We start from the raw sequence: 17908 nt of genomic DNA, 5'->3' as shown, positions 1-17908 counted from the left end.
AAAACAGCGCTTCTCGCGCTGTTTTTTTGTCTATTATTTAACAGTAATGGTCCAATAAATAATGGCTTGTAGGTAACGCTTTATAAGGCCTAATTAACCTCAAACCTTACCAATATCTACAAGCTTCATACAATATTCCTCGGGGCAAATGAAAAGCCCGTAAATTGGTGCTTGTATTCCGACTCGCCGATTTTCTTAATATTCGCAATGCCCATTTTGTAATTATAGTTACCGCTTATTTGATCTACCATACGTGTGGTTAACGCATTCGCCGGATTTTTCATGTCCATAAAGTTACAAAACAGAACGCCCTTTTTGGTGGCGTTTGTCACGATCGCCACTGCTTTTATTTCGGCGTAATCCAATTGAATGTGACCGTTTTTCATCAGAGAAGAGAACTGAAACGCATCGTCATCCACTCCTAGAATGGTGTCTTTAAAGTTTGCGACCCTGTCTGAATACAGCAATACTTCATCACCGGCTTCAATCCCACGTTTTTTGGCATCTTCAGGATGAATTTCAACCCAGTTATACGGCCAGCGATGCTTGATGTAATCTCTGCGCTCTACATCATCAAAACCAGACTGCCATATCTCATTAATTCGCCCATTAGAGAACCACAATTCGTCTTTTTTAGGCGTTAACCATGCATGAAAATCACTGAACAGATCCCACGGGTGTTTTTGCAGGTTAACTTTACCTGTTTGGCTATTAAACCGAGTCAGCTGTTTGGTCATGATATTGGCACCTTGCGGGCCGTCTTGTAACCCTTTTTCACCCAGTTCTTGCCAGGTCATTTCGGTATCGTGTAGGCGCTTGGTTCCAACCAACTGTTTGGTTTCATAGTTATAAAACACAGGGCCCTGAATCCCTTCGGTGCCATATTCGGCCAATTTCTGATGCAGTGTTTTGCCTTCTTCACGAGCGGCTACTTTGATCATATTAAAATCTTTTCGGCTACCTCGGCTAAAACGAGACGACTCTTCGGCCACTTCGTTGCTGTTTTGCCAATCAAAGCCATCAAAGCCCATGCGCGTTGCCAATTGTGCAACAATCCACCAGTCTGGCTTTGAGTCCCCCGGGGCATCGGAAAACTTCTGATATAAACGCAACCTTCGCTCGCCATTCGCGCGCATGAAATTTTCTTCCCCCCACGTTGCTGCCGGGAAAATGATGTCGGCAAATTGCTTACCGATTGGGTCGCGCAAATAGATATCCTGATTGACCACCACCAGACCACCTAAGTCTGCCCTGCGTTTCAACGTTTCAATGATGTGTTGCTTGTCTTTATGAGTCACTTGATGTGGGTTACCGCTAGTCAGCTCGACGAACTTATCTTTTAATCCGTAACTGCCACACATCGATTGTATCCAAGTGGTACCAATCACGTGAGCCATTCGAGTATGACCAGAATACAGATAACGATCGGTATCAATCGCCCTGCGTCTTCGGCCGGGCACTTTTTCAGGCGATTTATTTCGTGGTAACTTACCACCCGCAACCCCACCTCGTTGATGGCCACCAAATCGACCAATGACTCTCCCCTCACGGCCGCCAGTGCCTATCACTGTCGCCAAAGAAGCAATGGCATTGGTGTTACCCGTGTTATTAGACCAATAGAAGCCTTTTTCTATGCCGATAGAAGATTTAACCCTTTTACCATGCACTGGTTTTGCAAGCATTTGTGCCGCTGTAAAGATTTTACTTTCCTCTATACCTGCAATGCTCGCGGCATAAGTTGGGTGGTATTCTTTTTGTTCAAGTAACCATTTTTTGTAATCTTCAAACCCATCAGTTTGGAATTTTCCCCACGTGGTTCGCCACTGCCATGGCGTGTTTCGTGTGCCTTGACCGAAACCGGAATTGGACTCCCACTGATTATTTACCCAATTTTCAATCCACTCACTGTCTTGCCAATTGTTTTCCAAGATCACTCGAATGATCGCGCCTAGAACGAGGTTATCGGTTCCTGGATTAACATCTAAATGGAGCCCACCTTGCTGCTTTAGCCACGCGATACCGGCGGTTTCACGTGGATTAAGAATGACGGTTTTCATGCCCTTTTGTACGGCAGGCATGATGAACTGAGTAAAAATAATGGTTTTAGTTTCGTACGGGTCGGTACCGCAAATCATTAAGGTGTCAGCTGCCCCCCAGTCTTCATAGGAGGGGGCAAAGTTATCAAACCCTGCATCACGAAAGCCCGGCGTCGCCGTTACATCGGATGGCGTATCATGAAATGAGAAATTGGCGGTATTTACATGACGCAACGCGTACTTGGTGATCGCGTAGGTATTTTCTATGTACTGATAAGAATAGGTTTTAACGCAATAGCTGTTTGCACCATGAGTATCAATCACATGTCGTCCTACTTGCGCTGCAATATCGAGCGCGAAGCTCCAATCGACAGGCTGCAATTCGCCATTAATTCTTACCAACGGCTGTTTGAGTCGATCTTTTGTTGGCGTTTCTGGGTTATAGACTTTCTTCGCTAACAAGCCACCGCGAACGGAGGAGTCTCCCCCTTTGTTTACCACTTTGGTGTCTCTGTCGGCAATGATAACAACATGATGAGGTTTGCCGTTGTGTTGGACGATATTATGTTGCTCTGGTGATACCCAGGCTTGCAAAACGTGGCTAGGGAAATCGATTCCAAATGCATTGTCACTGGCTTTTGGCCCACCGGAAGGTGTGCCGACTGGCCAGCGATACACTTTATAGCCACACGCAACAACGCAATAGTCACAAGCGGTGGTGATCACTTCCGCATTTTTGGGTGGCACTAATGTGGATTCGGGCATTTTATTGATGGTCATTTATGCCTCCTGAACGTCAATTAGGTTATCAAGTCGGCCAAATAACAAGCCCATAACCCCGACTGCGTATACGTCATCACCTTCTACTTCAAGTAACACTTGTGGCAAACTCTCGAATGCCTGCCCGGAAACGATGATGCCGTGTCGGCGTAAATCAAAGGTCGATAAATGGAATGGGCATTGACCCACAACTCGATGCTCATCTACCGCTTTATACGCGCCCGCTAACGGCCCACCTTGATGCGTGCAGGTCATCGAGAACGCCACGATGTCTCTTTGCGCCCCGATACCGCCCCCGCAAGCGACGTCCGTTTTTACCAACATAGCAACAGAATTAGCGCCCTCGTCTGGGTAATGAAAATACGTGGCTTCGTGATTAGTCAGTTCACTCAGTTTGGCAATTTTTTGTCTTGGGTAACCGACAACTCGCGCTTGTGTACTGGTTTCTTTCTCTGTCCCAGCAAATAAGGTGATCGGCACCATTGAAACCGCTGTAGCAGCAGTGGAATACAACAAAAAATCTCGGCGCGAGATCATGCATCGGTTATGGCCCTTGGCTGAGCTCTTATGCGTTCTAGACATTATTTCTTTGCCTCTATTAATTCTGCTTTGCTAAATTTTGGTTGATATTCGGGTAGTCCTGGTTCGTCAATGATGATTTGCTCACCGGAAAACGACTCCACAAAGCTCAACAAGTCTGCTTTTTCTTGTTCGGTTAACCCCAAAGGAAAAATGAGAGCGGACTTGGTTTGTGGGAACCCGGTTGTTCGACCATCCGATGCCACACCGCCTTGATTGTAAAACTCAATCACCGCTTCCAATGTTGGCAGCGTGCCATTGTGCATATAAGGGGCCGTGTATTTTGTGTAACGTAGGCTTGGCGTTCGAAACTTGCCCAGCATCTCTTTTCGCTTGGCCCGGAAATACACGCCCGGATCGGCTTTGGTGTTTCTGTACATGGTTTGCGTTACACCTTTCGCATATAACTCGAACCGAAAGGTAATTTGCGCCAACGGATCGTCGTACCACCAAGGGCTAGGAGGCGCGCCGACGTTATGAAACTTTTGATCCGAGGCAAGTGCTCCGTTATGACAAGCGATGCAATTGGCTTTGCCTTCGAATAAAGTTTTACCTCGCAACTGCGACTCTGAAAGCGCTTGACTCTCACCCCGAAGGTAGTTATCTAAAGGGGTATCTTTTTGCACCAATGTTCGCTCAAACGCCGAAATCGCACGCCATGCATTGTGAATTTTTGGCGTATCGTCGCCGAAGACTTGTTTGAATCGGGTGACGTATTCAGGTACAAGGGCTAAACGAGCTTCCATGATGTCATCCTCACCATTGCCAGCAACGGCTCCTTTTGCTGCATCTTTTGCCTGCGCTTCTAATGACATCGCACTGCCTGCCCAAAACAATTTGTCGTAATAAGCGGCATTAATAATGGTTTGGCTATTACGCCAATGTACGGTGCCCGGGTAGCCCATAGAGAGATCATCCGGAAAGCCCCAGCCTTGGGTTTGTATATGGCAACCCGCGCAAGGGCTTGTTGTATCGCCACTTAAACGTCCATCAAAAAACAGCATTTTTCCTAGTTCTATTTTTTCCGGCGTCTGCTTATTGTCTGGCGGAATAGGTACATCACCGAGCGGCGCAAGCTTGGGGGAAGCAATAACCACAAATGAGAGCCAAAATGACGCCAAGATTGCGCCTAATTTAATTTTTAGCATCTTGCCAGCCCTCAATGTATTCATAACCAAAATCGTATTTTGTCCATTGGTACTGCTCGTCTGTTAATGGATCTCCCGACAGCGATTCTAAAAAGGCAACTAAGTCTGCTTTTTCTTGTTTACTCAACTCTAGGGGCTTTATTTTTGGGTCTTTGTTCGAATCTTTTCCGCCTCCTTGATTATAAAACTCAACCACATCATCCAAGGTTGCTAGCATACCGTTATGCATATAAGGCGCGGTGTATTTTAGCTCTCGCAAGGTTGGGGTTATAAAACGCCCTCTATCACTTCCATCGGCTTTATGGGTTTGTACGTGGGCACCTACGTCTCTTTTCAACGTGAGATAATCTTGCACCCCCATGAACATGTTAAAGGCCAAAAACGTTTGGTGCCTCATTGGGTCTAAGAAGATATCAAAATTCTCTGGTACGCCCGTATTGTGTGCTTGCTCATCGGTAAACAACTCACCGGTATGGCAACGTGAGCATTGCGCTTTGCCATTAAATAGGCGCTGACCTTGCTTGGCGCTGCTGGTCATTTTGTTCAAGTCATAAGGCGCATTCTTAGAGGTAAGTGTTTTCAAATATTCGGGAATAGCTTTACGAACGCCGCCATTAGACGGTTCACCAAGCCCCGCTTTTTCAAACATCGCTACATAGATAGGATCTTGCTTTAAGCGCTCTTGCATCAAACGCATGTCCATGTTCATCAGCCAGTCTTCGGTTATGTTTTCTCTGACTACGTCATTCAGATTGGTACCGATTCGGCCATCGTGGAACCAAACATTTTTATAAACAATGTTGATCAGCGTTGGCGCATTACGAAAGCCATCACTGCCTGTATACGCTGGACTTAGCGGTTCTGGGTAGGCAAAGCCATGCTCTGCGACATGGCAGCTGGAGCAAGAAATAGAATCATCGCCTGATAGCCGTGTATCGTAAAAAAGTCTTTTACCTAATTCGGCTTTGGCCGGGTTTACTTCAAGTTCGGGGAGCTTTGCCATCACATTGGTAGACATGAAAGCCAAAATCGCAGTAATGAGGGAAAATCTCAGTGTCATCCACATTTTCCTTTCCGTGGGATCGAATCTTTTCGCGGCGCTTTGAGCCACTATTGTTAATATTGTACGTGAATCTAACGGTAAGACTGCGATCATACAAATAGAAATGTAAAAAACTATCATTTACATTTATAATATTACGCTAATGCTCGTTTTCATCAAAGTGTTGTTATGCTGCCCAACTCTCTTTATCACCATCTTTATCGCTATGTCACTCCCCTTTTGACCTCTAATGATGAGCCGACCCAATGCCTCGCAATCCGATCTTTGCGCTTTTTTAATCATCAGGTGGATGACGAAGTGGGAGCGCTGTTAGCCACTAACTTAAACAGCGCGAGCTTGGCCGTGGTGTTAAGCAGTTTAGAAGCCTTAAAGCACCAGCCTGAATGCGACCTAACTCCTGTGTTACGCCTACTCAATCGCTATGAGGATCTTGATAGTGACATCAAAATCGCGGCGTTGAATGTTATAAGAGAGCAAAACCTGCACTTGCCTGCGCACTTAGCAGCATTAGATGTATTGGTTGACCATGTTTGCGATGACAATGAAGACTGGGACGGCGAATGGGATGATAGTATCGATGTGGCTTTGACTGCGGCAAGCATCCTAACACCGCATGCTACGCTACTTTCTACAGTACAACTTGAACGCCTATGGGCACGATTTGAAAACGACCCAGAGCCAGATCTGCAAGCACTGTTAATTCGAATTCTTATTGCAACGTCCTGTAATCGAGTCGAAGCGCTCATTTATGATCATTCATCTAAGCTTAAGCCCAACCGATTAACGCGAAAGATCCTTAAAAGTAGCCAAAACAAAGTGCTACTCTATCAAGTATTGAGATCGTCTGATCTAAGCCTACATGAAGTGGCACTCAGCCGGTTAGCCAACTTAGATGCAAAAGAATACTTGCAAGACTTCCTCTGTCTGCTGTCTTCTAGCAACGTTCAATTGCAAGACATCGCAGCCACCACTTTGCTTAGGTGGCAGTACCCAATATCTGCCCAATACATATCACCTTTGCTATCAATCAACGATGTATCACAATCTTCAACATCAAGAGCATGCTTACAAACCTTACTCCCGATTCTAAAGCAAGACACATTAGACTTGTTGATCAATCAATGGCAACAAGGCTCGTTAAGGTCCGATTACATCGGTGTATTGCTCAGTTGCGCTGCTCGCTTCAAATTCGATTTAAATAGTGTGTTGCCTTTATATTATCAGGCATTTCCGGCGTTAAATACGGAACAACAAATAGATACCTTATCGCTGCTGACGACATCTATAGGCGTTACTATTAGCGCAGCTTTTATTCGTCAAACCATTGAAAGTAGGCGGTGCGATAACGCCACTAAGTTATTGCTCATCGCTTACCTTTGGCAGCAAGATCAAAGTGAGCATCAGGCGTATGCCAAGCAACTCATGTTCACTGATTCTGCTAGCTTAATCCAAGTACCGCCGGCGCTTTCCATCACTAAAAAAAGCCAAGTTGTGACGGTGACTAATCGTGAGTCAACGGCGGTAACGTCAACTCTGATGTCGTTAAGCGCACCACTGGTTGAATTTAGCAGCGCGGCCTCCTCGAGCAAACCAGCGCCACCAACGAAACGAGCGCGCAAGATAGCACGTATCGACAGCATTTCTAACCAAGCAATTGCTGTTCGGTATTGCAACAACCCACAGGTGTTACGAGACTTTTGTCACTCTACTCAACTAGAAAATTCACCTGATCATATGATTCTTGAACTGTGCCGAGCCTGCATAAGCAATGACATCTGCTTTCAAGAAATGAAAACGGACGAACTACATCTACGTATTATTAACATGATTGTGAATGCAGAAGACGGCGCAGATCTAAGGCTAATGCAGTGGTTAGAATGGCGTGATTTACACCCGAGCCTTGAACAACTTCAGCACGCCGAGAGTCACCTGACATTAGCGAACTTAACCAGCGTTGCCAATGATCTACCTTTGCTTATCTCTTTGCTTAAGCACCCATATATAGGGATAAAACAAGCCGCCGCTACACGCATAATCCATATTTGTGATACCGATTCTTCTGACTATTACACCATCACCAGCGCCATACTTGACGATATTGAACTGTATCCGTTATTGCATAAACTCCAAAGCGAAACTATTACCAACGCATTGAGTTCCCTATTTAAAAGTGATTCGAAAAAGGCGTTGCTGTCGTTAGGGTATTTGAGTGCCAATAGGGTTAATTTGGCCTCTGCATAAATTAGCAACACGCTCCAGCCTCCTGCAGTAATTACTGGTGTCTCACAATTGAGTTGACACAGGTAGAAGGAATGCTCTAACCTTTAGGTAGAACGTTCACTCTACCCAATGTGAGAACAATATGTTAAAACAACAGATTGCCGCCAATTTGGAGCAAACATTCAGTGAACTCGGGTTTGCTGAACCCAGTGTGGCGCAACTTAAAGACGCGAGCGGTGTTAGCTTGCGAACGTTATACAAACACTACCCATCTAAAGAAGACATGATCGTTGCCGCGTTAGAACACCGCCACCAGCGATACCTTGATTATCTATTGGACGGGTCTCCAGAATCAGGCCAAGCGGCAATAACCCATGCTTTCAACCGACTGGGTCTATGGATGGCAAACTATGCACCGAATGGGTGTATGTCCGTCAATGCGATTGCTGCCTTTCCAGAGCACGACTTAATTGGTTTAGTGGTAAAAAACCACAAAGAAAACGTACGACAGTTCTTGGGAAAGCACAGTTCACGACAAGACTTAGCGACCGAACTGTTTTTACTTCATGAAGGCGTATCAAGTGCTTGGCCTGTCTTAGGCAGTGACGCGATCACGTCTGCGCAGCACGCTGTTTCAACGCTACTTTCTAAGGGCTCTCTATGATATCTATCCCCACAAACATGCAAGGTGTTGTGCTAACTGGCCATGGTGGTCCAGAAGTATTGGAATACCGCCATGATATCTCGGTTCCGACTCCTAAGGACAATGAAGTTCTTATTCGAGTATTGGCCGCAGGCGTCAATAATACCGACATCAACACTCGAATTGGTTGGTATTCCAAAAGCGACAACAATAGCGAAGATGCGAGTTGGAATGGAAAAGCATTAGAGTTACCTCGTATACAAGGTGCTGACGTATGCGGTGAGATCGTTGCTGTCGGATCTTTGGTCGACTCAAACCGCATTGGTGAGCGAGTTTTAATAGAGCCTAGCTTAAGTGAAGTGAATGGACAGACGCTCGATTCACCTTGGTACTTTGGTTCTGAGTGCGATGGGGGTTTTGCTCAGTTTACCGTCGTTTCTTCAAGGCATGCCCATACAGTTAACTCACCACTCAGTGATGTTGAACTCGCCTCTTTCCCATGTTCTTATTCTACTGCCGAAAACATGCTAACTCGTTCAAATATCACGAGCTCTGATCGTGTGTTGATTACTGGTGCATCTGGTGGCGTAGGCTCGGCTGCGATTCAATTGGCTAAAGCACGTGGCGCAACGGTGATTGCTATCACCAGCCCAAATAAAAGTAAGCAAGTGCTTGAGGTCGGTGCCGATGAAGCGATTAACCGGGAAGCAAACCTAATTAAAGAATTAGGCGAAAATACCATTGATGTCGTGATTGACTTGGTTGCCGGTAATCAGTGGCCAGACTTACTAAAAGTATTGAAGCCGAAAGGCCGTTACGCGGTGTCTGGCGCCATTGGCGGCCCCATAGTTGAGCTGGATGTGCGTACTCTTTATCTAAAAGATCTTCGCTTATTTGGCTGCACCGTCTTAGAGCCAGAAGTGTTTGGTAACCTTATTCGCCACATAGAACAGGGCAAGGTCAAACCCTGTGTCGCACATACTTTTCCTTTGGAAGACATTTGCCAAGCACAACAAGTATTTCAGAGAAAAAACCACGTTGGTAAAATCGTACTGACCATAGAATAGAGCGGAATTGTCGCTATGATTACAAGTCCATCGTCTGATCGGTAAACTGAACCTTCTCTATGTTAGACAAAGTATTTTGGCCGTCTCGTTGGTTAACCATGTCCGTAATCTTGATGGTATTGTTATCCAACGTTTTGATTTGATACTCAGCTTCCACCCCGTGCACAACCACAGTATTAACACCGGCGTTGCCCGTAACAACATTGTCGAAACCGTTGAGCTCAACATTACTGTTATTAGAACCAGACAGGGTTACCTGAACTAAATACTGAGCATGGTGGGTGTAGGTCGTTTTAGGGTCGAACGTTAATTTGAACGTCCCTTCAAAACTATCGGCGATGTAAGCATCGTAAGTCAGCACGGGAGAAAAGGTTTGTTCAACAAGCTGCTGCGCATCGGCATCATAAGTGACAAAATCAGCACGATTCTTAACCTTGTACAGCCCCCACATGCCATTGCCATCAAAAGCACCCCAAAGCCCATAATAACTGTCGATCACCGCGGCAAAGTACTCTTGATCAACGCTGATTTCTTGCTGCCACTCTTGCAGTATTTCCGCAGGCGGCATGTAGGCACGATTAAGCGCTTGCTGTTGGATCGTATTCAATTCTTGTTGGAACTTCGGCAATGCCGTTTCATCTGCGTTAGGCGCATTAAGTACCCCGATACCGTAGTCGTGCACTAAGTGTAAAATTTCTTCATACGACGCATCTCGATGATTTTCATAATCTTGCTTAACATACCAAGCCCCACCCTCAACTTGGATCTCCTCTTCAAACAAAGGTTGGCCGTCAAGATCGTCGTTGTACTTCGGCTCATCGTGATAGTTCATCAGCTTTAAAATCGCCCCGTTGTTAGCCATCGCATTCGCTACCTGACGCTTTTGCTCTGTCGTGCCATATTTAGCCCCTGCGACTGGCGTTAAGTAGTGATTCAACACATTCACTGCTTTTACTATTTGAAAGTCTGATAGCCTGTCCATAATCAAAATATGAATCGCTTTGCCATTTGGTGCCTTCACCGCCACATAACGGTTATAACCGGCTTTGGCATAGGCCGAGAACTGCGCTGGAACCGCCTCTATTTGAATCCCATGCACAACCGATGGCGACACCAAAGAAGCATCTGTTGATGTATTTTCAATTGTACTATTACAGCCCGAGATAAGAACACTTGATAGCAATAAAGATAACGGCAGTTTTTGCATGATTTACTCTCTCATTTACGTTGTACCATTACCCTACCTTAATAGCGACGAAAACAAATGGAGCGAAGTTGTAATTGGACATTTTGGTACATGTGCTTACAGAGAAAGACAGATCGTAGACAGGGCTATGTTTTTAAATACTCACGAGTGACTAATTGTTCATTTTGGTTTTAATTTTTAGCATTCTCTTTCTGAGCTCATTCTTAAGAATATTGGCGGAATAAGGCGTCATGGCCTTCCATTGTTGACACTCCTTTCTGGTTCTTCCGCAGCCCAAACACCAGCCCTTAGCGTTTGAGAAATCACATAAATCGATAGAAGGGCTTTTATTCTTTTTCATTGTAAGTGCCTCACCTTACGTGCTCGTTGCCGAACGAACACGTAATCAAAGATTTAGTCATACTTGTTCACGCTACTTGCGCCAAACAAGATAGAGAACAAATAATCCACCGAGCGCCGCCGTGACGATACCGACGGGTAATTCTTGTGGAGCCAAAATCGTTCGGCTTACCAGATCACCCAGCAACAAAGTAACCGCTCCCCACAGTGCGATTAACGGAAGCGCGCGCTTATGGATAACACCCGAGAAAGGACGAACGAGGTGTGGCACCATTAGCCCGATAAAACCGACAACACCGGTGAGTGACACAATGGCCGCAGTACAAAAAGCGCAGCAGAGAAAAATCTCACTTTGCAACCGATGAACATTAATCCCCAATGAACGTGTTGTTTGTTCACTGACTAATAAGGTATCAAGTTCACGATAGCGCTTAGCGATCAATACAACAAGGCAAAGCACACCCGCTGCTGCAAATATCAAGTTGTCCCAGCGAGCGAGCCCTAAGCCCCCCATCGTCCAGAACAAGATAGAACTTGCCGCACGCTGATCTCCTGAATAAATAAGAAAACTGGTAATAGCACCAAACAAAAACGAGATGGCTAAGCCACATAAAATGAGGTTGTTGTTGCCTTGCTTTTTTTGTATTGAAAAAAGAACCAGTACCGCAGTGGCTGACACTATTCCGCCCGTAAATGCCGCAATTGGAAGAGACCATACGCCGAGGGCATCCCCGAGTTGAGTGATGATCAACACCGCACCAGCGGAAGCTCCGGAGGACAAGCCAAACAGAAATGGATCGGCCAAGTCATTTCTGGTCGAGGTTTGCAGTAGCGCCCCAACCATAGCAAGCCCTGAACCAGCAATAACGGCCAGCAGTGCTCTGGGCAACCTAAAATCAATCAGTATTCGACTGGTCATACTCACCTCATCATCATTGAAAGAACGTAACCCTGTTAACACATCTTTCAAAGACAAAGGGACAGACCCGAATTGTAAACTCAGAATAAATGCGAGCAGCATGGCAGCAATTCCAACTAACCATGCCACTCGATATTTGTTAAGTATCATTAAACGGTCAACTATCTTGTTTCTTATTGAGCTACGAACGCATTTGCGAGCTTCTCGATAGCCCCTATATTGGCCGGCCCTGGCGTTAGTTGCTCATAGCGTAGCTTGACATAACGACCAGTTCTTACCGCATTGGTATGCTTCATTAAAGGATGCTGCTCAAGAAAACGTTGCAATGAATCTGCACCACTGGCTGTTTGATAGTCGAGTAGGATAATGACATCTGGGTTTTCACGTGCGACGTTTTCCCATGAGGTTCTGCCCCAACTGGTTTCCATATTGCGGGTGATACTGAGCCCTCCCGCGGCTTCTATCATGGCATTTGGCATCGCATATTTACCGGCTGTAAAGGGTTTGTCTTCACCTGAATCAAACAGAAAAACTTTTGGCGTGGCATTCGTACTGCCTGCTTTATTTTGTCGCTCTGTTACTTTTTTCAGCCTCGCTTTCCAAGCGTTTACTAAGGTTTCGGCTTCGGGCTGTTTATCAAAGATAAGCCCTAGTTTTTTCATGTCATCGTAAAGCAATGCCATGCTGGCGCCATTACTCGTTTTTTGGGTATGAATGCAACTTTCTGACAGCACTAACGTGTTGATGCCGTATGGCTTGAGTGTTTGTGGCGTAACGTCACCGCCTACTTTCATTCCATAGTTCCAGCCAGCGAAAAAGAAGTCTGCATCTGCTGCAATGAGCCTTTCCAACGATGGGTATTTTGGTGCCAACTCGGGGATCTCCCCCAACCTGTCATTAAATGATGACGACATTTTATACCAGCCCGTAATGCCGGTGACGCCGACCATGCTTTCTTGAAGGCCAAGCGCAAACGCCATCTCACTCATATTAATGTCGTGCACCACGGCTCGTTCAGGACGTTTTTCGATGGTCAATGGGCTACCACAGTTATCAACGGTTACAGGGTATTGGGTGTGAGTTTCGCTCGCGTTTACAACTGAAACTGAAATGGGTAAAACAAACAAAAGAGTGGGAATTAAAGACCACTTCATTAGGCGGCTCCTATAAAAGATAAATGATGGTGAGGTGATGCAGCTTCAAAATGATGAATCGTGCTATGCATGTGTGGATGGCTAAAGGGAATAACCCGCAGCCCAAAAACAGGTGTAATGAAATCGTCTCGCATAAGCGTATCTGGCGGGGCAAAGGCCACCATCTTTTGCTCCGACATTAAGAGAATATTGTCTGCGAAAGGAGTGACTAGCGGTAAATCATGCAGCACAACAACAGAGGCAATACCTCGATGTTTGATGAGCTTAAGCAGATCGAGGCGAGCAAGCGGATCGAGATGATTGGTTGGCTCGTCTAACAGAAGAAGCCTGGGCTCTTGAGCAAAGGCACGCGCAATACTTGCGCGTTGCTGCTCTCCGCCAGAGAGTTCACCAAAGTGTCGATGACTTTTGTGCGAAAGACCCACATCCTCAATGGCTTGTTTAACCGCCCTATCGTGCTCTTTCTTACTGCAACAGAACGTGTGTGGAACTCGGCCCAGATAAACATACTCGCTAACACTCAAACGCGGATCGACGTGTTCATGCTGTGCAACAACCGCGACTCTTTTCGCCATTTCCTGCCTTGGCAGATGCTCTACTCGGCTACCAAACATCTTAAGCTCGCCAGATACCACGCGATACTCGCCCGTGATCACTTTTAGCAAACTGGATTTTCCGCTGCCATTGGGGCCGATAATGGCAACACAGTCGCCTTCACAGACATCAAACGTTACGTCTGAAACAGCCCGCCAATGAGCTGGGCCATCAGCACATAGACTTTGAACGGACAATATAGGTTTATTTAACTTTTCCATAAGAGAGCAAAAATACGATTGATTAATTGTTATGTTATAACATAACAATTAACTATGTTTATTGTCAATTGTAGAACTAGGGAATAGAAATCGAGATACCTGCTTTTTAGCGACGTAGACACCAAGCGGAGGATTGGAACGAAGAAAGGTTCTGACACCTAAATAGACTCAACACCGTGAAGATCCAAATGATATTTTCTTAGCTTTAGAAATGAAGAGAGCCCTGATTTTTCAGTCAGGGCTTTTGAATTTGACGAGAGTGAGAGCTCACGAGTAAGTTCCTCACTCACTGTACAAATACAATATTTCCTAAATCGGAGGAAAAAAGCATAACAAACGACATGACTTTTAGCCGACGCTAAGCTTATTTTTTCATTCTGCTTACTTCTGAGGAAGAACCTTTACTTCCAATACCGTATCGATATCGATGAGCCTAGCTGCGGCCAAAATATCCTCTTTAGTCACTGCCGCCAGTTTTTCTGCCCTCATTCCATCCGCTTCAATCATGTCAGGATATGTTTGAGCGATTGAAACCAGATCAAACCAATAACCATTACTCTCGACTTGCTGCGCGACCGCGTCGACTAAAGGAGTCACCGCTCGAGTGAGCTCATCATCGGTGATAGGTGTGGTTTGCAGTGAACGCAGCACACTTTTATACGCTTCAAACACACCATCGACTTGATCCACTGTCGTGTTGCTGTTCATCACTAGATAGCCGAAATTTTTGACGTTATACGATTGTTGACGTCCTACCCAAGGGCTATAAGCCGCGCCCGTTGCTTCCCTAATTTGTTTGGTTACCCGCTGCTGAATGACATGCTCTAACAACAAAAAATCCAATGCTTGATCGGTATTTCGAGCATCAGGTAAGTTCCAATAACTGCTGGCTAAAGCCGTTGTTTTATCACCTTCATGATACCAAGTGACGTTCTCTTTTTTGATTTGAGGAAATGCAATTTGGAAACGATCTAAGGTACCGTTAAGCTTAATATTTAATGCACCGAAAGTTTGCGCCACGTAATCTATCGCTTGTTGATTAGAGATATCGCCAACAACGCCAATCTCAATTGGCCCTTTGGCCACCGCACTCTCCACCATCGGTTTTAGATCCGACATGCTCACTTTATTAAGTGTATCTAACGTCGGCGCCGCCCATCTTAGGTCTCCGCCTCGCAGCTTTTGGGCAATGTGAAAATCTCTCACCTGCTCTGGGCTTTCTTGGTAAGTGTCTAAGTACTGTTTTACCAATTGTAAAGCGAAAGACTTACCCTCTTCACGATAGCCACCCTCTGTCATCAAAGCCGTAAAAACTCTCAGTTGATTAAGCACGTCTTCTTGAACTACTGCTTGTTGAGTTACAAATGCATTAGTGGCTACATGTGATTGCAAGCCCATCGTTGTACCCGAGAAAATACGCCCAAGCTCATTGATATCGTGTGCTTTAAGGCCGCCCGTTGCCATACCAACATTGTACAACTCAATGAGCGGCGCTTGAGCTGATGTGAGCGCCATTTTACCTTTCCCCACTCTGACAGAAAGATAAACAACACCGCTTTCGAAATCGGTTTGTTTTACATTCAGCATCACACCATTTTCAAAACGGTAACTCGCTATGTTGCCATAATCCGATGTTCCAAGAAGTTTGGCTTTACCTGGTTGACCAAAATTCTGATAAGCGAACTCTGTTGTCACTTGCTCTTTGTACGGCTTGACTTGATCGGCTTCACTTATGACGTAAGCTTCAAGAACTTTTCTATGAATAATATCGATATCACGTCGCTTGGTTAAATAGATACGAGGGGGATGAGAAGCCCAACGCTTACTGAACGCATCATTAACAGCTTGACGTGTAAGCTGCCCTTTTAGCTCTTCAAACAAGGCAAGATCAGATTGTGCCGAAAGCATAATGTAACCGCTGTCGACCGCATTCATAGCATGATTAGCTAACGCCGAACTGGATGCATCACCTGCGGTTTCTGCATTAAGCTTTAAGTCTTTTTCTAAGGCTATTAGTTGTCTCGAAACCTCGCCGGGTGTAAAACCAAACTCGGCCGCCTGACGCAGAGTTTGCTCAAGAATCCTTACCCCATATGTTCCTTCGTTGTCAGCAGTAGTTAAGCCAATTTTACTGACACGAGCAAAGCCGTAATCCAGCGACGAGTACATTGTTGAAGACAATATGTCACCGTTGCTTTCATACAAAATAGTGTCTAAACGTTTAGACAAAGCCCTGCGCCCTATCAAGTGCGTCCAGTAATCCAGTACGGTTTCTCTTGAGCGAGCTTTTGGCTGCTCTTTCTCTATAAAGTTGAATTCAATTTGTGTTTCAATATTCGGGTCGACAAACACGTGCACTTCTTTATGAGTAGGCAGCACTAAACCAAACTTCGGATCTACTGCAGGTTGATATTCACTGTTCGTCCAGTTCGAAAAGTAATGCTTAACTCTCTCTAACATCACTTTACGTGGTAAATCTCCAGCCAAAATCAATGTCGTGTTCTTAGGAGCATAAAAAGTTTGGTAAAACTGACGTAAGTCGCGTTGCGTCACTTGCTCCATGCCTTTAATGGTTCCTAAGCCAATCTTTTGCGTTAAATCAGTACCTTTATAAAGGTAGTTACCTTGATCAATGAATCGCTCTAACCAAACCGACTGCCGCTCTCTAACTTCTGAGAGGATCACCTTACGTTCACGTTCGATGGCATCTTTATCTAAGCTCAATTCAGAGGCGGCTTCGCGTAGCAAAAACAAGGCCGTGTTAACGCTTTCTGTATCCGCTTTAGGTAAGTCCAAACGATAATTGGTGTTGGTCATGTCGGTCGTGGCATTCGTGTCGGCACCAAAAGCCAAACCGTGCCTTTCAAGCATGGCTACCATTTCTCCCTCAGGTACGTTGGTTGACCCATTGAAAGCCATATGCTCTAGAAAATGAGCAAGGCCCGGTTCGTCTCCTGTTTCTTGAAACGACCCTGCATCCACCAGCATTCGTATCGAAAGACCTTTCTTAGGCGTATCATTTTCAACGGTAATGACACGTAAGCCATTATCAAGTAACACCGACTGATAACGGGCATCAAGCGTCACATCCGTTTGCGAAAACCAATGCGCTGATTCATTAGGTGCAGAAGCCGCCGCAAATGGAAGGTACGCCAAAGAGAGCAGTAACAGTTTGGTGGGGATTTTGGAATTAAACATAAAACACACAGGCAAAAAGTGATAATTAAGCTCAATCCTATAGGCCATATAAATACTTGTCGAGCAGTTAATGGCTACCCTAAATTAGATTGTATATTAGTAATATAGGCGAGATTCGATGCTATTTCACCTCGCCGATATTCACCACAATTGTTTAAAAAGCGTCACGAACCACCACCATCAGAAACCGTTATCCTGCTCTGTTATCTATAGGCAAACTTAAATTATGAACTTGATGCAGCCATTGCGATGCGATGGTTTGGTACTCCCCCTTACTAAGCTTCTTAAAGTCGGCGGCTGCACGCAATTCAAAATAACTGATCCCTCTAAGTAGCCGCCAATAGCCATTTTGAGGTTCAGTCGAGATCTGCCTAGTGAGTAACGGAAGCGCTTTCGAGCTTTCGCCTTGGCTGCAAGCTAACTGCGTTTGTGTCGCTAACAATGGCTCATTAGGGTGCTGCTCTAAATAACTCAACGCTTTTTTATACTGATGAAATTTAACGGACGGAAATTTAACGGACAGGCACCACAAAAATTAAACACTACGGGTACTCCCGCAATTGCGCTCGCGACAAGTCAGGTATGAATCACAACACGGAGGTTTGGAACGGAGAAAGGCTCTAACACTTGAATAGACTGAGCACAGTGAAAACCCAAATGATATTTTCATAGCTTTAGAAACGTAAGCGTCTAATTAACCACACGTTCTAATTCCGCTTTACCTTTGTCATAGTTTTGCC

The 17908-nt window shown here is 45.3% G+C and carries 14 protein-coding genes; 3 read left to right on the top strand and 11 right to left on the bottom strand.

Annotation, left to right across the window (positions count from 1 at the left end):
- Nucleotides 1–125 precede the first annotated feature (125 nt).
- From QWZ04_RS19125 to QWZ04_RS19110, 4 genes are read right to left on the bottom strand one after another with little or no spacing between them, the layout of a single operon-like run.
- Nucleotides 126–2816 (bottom strand): molybdopterin-dependent oxidoreductase, encoded by a 2691-nt coding sequence (locus tag QWZ04_RS19125; protein ID WP_290329843.1) that lies wholly within the window; start codon nucleotides 2814–2816, stop codon nucleotides 126–128.
- Nucleotides 2817–3398, bottom strand: coding sequence for an arsenate reductase (azurin) small subunit (locus QWZ04_RS19120; protein ID WP_435433633.1), 582 nt, complete (start codon nucleotides 3396–3398; stop codon nucleotides 2817–2819). It lies immediately after the preceding gene.
- Nucleotides 3398–4543: a cytochrome-c peroxidase gene (locus QWZ04_RS19115; protein ID WP_290329842.1), complete on the bottom strand. Its 1146-nt coding sequence runs from the start codon at nucleotides 4541–4543 to the stop codon at nucleotides 3398–3400. Before QWZ04_RS19115 ends, QWZ04_RS19120 begins: the two co-directional genes overlap by 1 nt.
- The gene (locus QWZ04_RS19110) at nucleotides 4530–5561 is read right to left on the bottom strand and encodes a cytochrome-c peroxidase (RefSeq protein ID WP_290330001.1); all 1032 of its coding nucleotides are present in this window, start codon (nucleotides 5559–5561) and stop codon (nucleotides 4530–4532) included. The genes QWZ04_RS19115 and QWZ04_RS19110 overlap by 14 nt, the downstream gene beginning before the upstream one ends.
- Nucleotides 5562–5774: 213 nt before the next feature.
- Here QWZ04_RS19110 and QWZ04_RS19105 point away from each other — a divergent pair, with 213 nt between their 5' ends.
- The 3 genes from QWZ04_RS19105 to QWZ04_RS19095 all read left to right on the top strand — a co-directional run bounded on the left by QWZ04_RS19105 (nucleotide 5775) and on the right by QWZ04_RS19095 (nucleotide 9536).
- Nucleotides 5775–7847: a hypothetical protein gene (locus QWZ04_RS19105; protein WP_290329841.1), complete on the top strand. Its 2073-nt coding sequence runs from the start codon at nucleotides 5775–5777 to the stop codon at nucleotides 7845–7847.
- Nucleotides 7848–7968: 121 nt separating this feature from the next.
- Nucleotides 7969–8490, top strand: coding sequence for a TetR/AcrR family transcriptional regulator (locus QWZ04_RS19100; protein WP_290329840.1), 522 nt, complete (start codon nucleotides 7969–7971; stop codon nucleotides 8488–8490).
- The gene (locus QWZ04_RS19095) at nucleotides 8487–9536 is read left to right on the top strand and encodes an alcohol dehydrogenase family protein (RefSeq protein ID WP_290329839.1); all 1050 of its coding nucleotides are present in this window, start codon (nucleotides 8487–8489) and stop codon (nucleotides 9534–9536) included. The genes QWZ04_RS19100 and QWZ04_RS19095 overlap by 4 nt, the downstream gene beginning before the upstream one ends.
- 19 nt (nucleotides 9537–9555) lie before the next feature.
- Here the strand turns inward: QWZ04_RS19095 and QWZ04_RS19090 are convergent, their stop codons facing one another.
- From QWZ04_RS19090 to QWZ04_RS19060, 7 genes are all read right to left on the bottom strand, one after another.
- A complete protein-coding gene (locus tag QWZ04_RS19090; protein ID WP_290329838.1) occupies nucleotides 9556–10743 on the bottom strand; it encodes a hypothetical protein in 1188 nt (395 codons plus the stop codon).
- Between the two features lie 151 nt (nucleotides 10744–10894).
- Entirely contained in the window at nucleotides 10895–11083 is a 189-nt protein-coding gene (locus tag QWZ04_RS19085; RefSeq protein ID WP_290329837.1) for a DUF1289 domain-containing protein, read from the bottom strand.
- 72 nt (nucleotides 11084–11155) lie between these two features.
- A complete protein-coding gene (locus QWZ04_RS19080) occupies nucleotides 11156–12103 on the bottom strand; it encodes a FecCD family ABC transporter permease (protein WP_290330000.1) in 948 nt (315 codons plus the stop codon).
- A gap of 71 nt (nucleotides 12104–12174) precedes the next feature.
- Complete coding sequence (locus tag QWZ04_RS19075; RefSeq protein ID WP_290329836.1) at nucleotides 12175–13155, bottom strand: ABC transporter substrate-binding protein; 981 nt, start codon at nucleotides 13153–13155, stop codon at nucleotides 12175–12177.
- The gene (locus QWZ04_RS19070) at nucleotides 13155–13970 is read right to left on the bottom strand and encodes an ABC transporter ATP-binding protein (RefSeq protein WP_290329835.1); all 816 of its coding nucleotides are present in this window, start codon (nucleotides 13968–13970) and stop codon (nucleotides 13155–13157) included. Before QWZ04_RS19070 ends, QWZ04_RS19075 begins: the two co-directional genes overlap by 1 nt.
- A 381-nt stretch (nucleotides 13971–14351) precedes the next feature.
- Nucleotides 14352–17168 carry a M16 family metallopeptidase gene (locus QWZ04_RS19065; RefSeq protein ID WP_290329834.1) on the bottom strand — a complete coding sequence of 939 codons (2817 nt, stop codon included), beginning with the start codon at nucleotides 17166–17168 and terminating at the stop codon, nucleotides 14352–14354.
- Between the two features lie 190 nt (nucleotides 17169–17358).
- Nucleotides 17359–17643, bottom strand: coding sequence for a hypothetical protein (locus QWZ04_RS19060; RefSeq protein WP_290329833.1), 285 nt, complete (start codon nucleotides 17641–17643; stop codon nucleotides 17359–17361).
- Between the last annotated feature and the right edge of the window lie 265 nt (nucleotides 17644–17908).

Origin of the sequence: Vibrio tapetis subsp. quintayensis (assembly GCF_030409945.1) — a bacterium.
Lineage (GTDB): Bacteria > Pseudomonadota > Gammaproteobacteria > Enterobacterales > Vibrionaceae > Vibrio > Vibrio quintayensis.
This window is presented reverse-complemented; position numbering and strand designations above follow the sequence as displayed.

What these genes read in the sequence shown, in the direction of transcription:
- QWZ04_RS19120 (WP_435433633.1), bottom strand. Translation starts at nt 3,398, where the DNA reads ATGTCTAGAACGCATAAGAGCTCAGCCAAGGGCCATAACCGATGCATG.
- QWZ04_RS19100 (WP_290329840.1), top strand. Translation starts at nt 7,969, where the DNA reads ATGTTAAAACAACAGATTGCCGCCAATTTGGAGCAAACATTCAGTGAA.
- QWZ04_RS19075 (WP_290329836.1), bottom strand. Translation starts at nt 13,155, where the DNA reads ATGAAGTGGTCTTTAATTCCCACTCTTTTGTTTGTTTTACCCATTTCA.
- QWZ04_RS19090 (WP_290329838.1), bottom strand. Translation starts at nt 10,743, where the DNA reads ATGCAAAAACTGCCGTTATCTTTATTGCTATCAAGTGTTCTTATCTCG.
- QWZ04_RS19125 (WP_290329843.1), bottom strand. Translation starts at nt 2,816, where the DNA reads ATGACCATCAATAAAATGCCCGAATCCACATTAGTGCCACCCAAAAAT.
- QWZ04_RS19110 (WP_290330001.1), bottom strand. Translation starts at nt 5,561, where the DNA reads ATGTCTACCAATGTGATGGCAAAGCTCCCCGAACTTGAAGTAAACCCG.
- QWZ04_RS19105 (WP_290329841.1), top strand. Translation starts at nt 5,775, where the DNA reads ATGCTGCCCAACTCTCTTTATCACCATCTTTATCGCTATGTCACTCCC.
- QWZ04_RS19080 (WP_290330000.1), bottom strand. Translation starts at nt 12,103, where the DNA reads ATGCTGCTCGCATTTATTCTGAGTTTACAATTCGGGTCTGTCCCTTTG.
- QWZ04_RS19065 (WP_290329834.1), bottom strand. Translation starts at nt 17,168, where the DNA reads ATGTTTAATTCCAAAATCCCCACCAAACTGTTACTGCTCTCTTTGGCG.
- QWZ04_RS19070 (WP_290329835.1), bottom strand. Translation starts at nt 13,970, where the DNA reads ATGGAAAAGTTAAATAAACCTATATTGTCCGTTCAAAGTCTATGTGCT.
- QWZ04_RS19085 (WP_290329837.1), bottom strand. Translation starts at nt 11,083, where the DNA reads ATGAAAAAGAATAAAAGCCCTTCTATCGATTTATGTGATTTCTCAAAC.
- QWZ04_RS19115 (WP_290329842.1), bottom strand. Translation starts at nt 4,543, where the DNA reads ATGCTAAAAATTAAATTAGGCGCAATCTTGGCGTCATTTTGGCTCTCA.
- QWZ04_RS19095 (WP_290329839.1), top strand. Translation starts at nt 8,487, where the DNA reads ATGATATCTATCCCCACAAACATGCAAGGTGTTGTGCTAACTGGCCAT.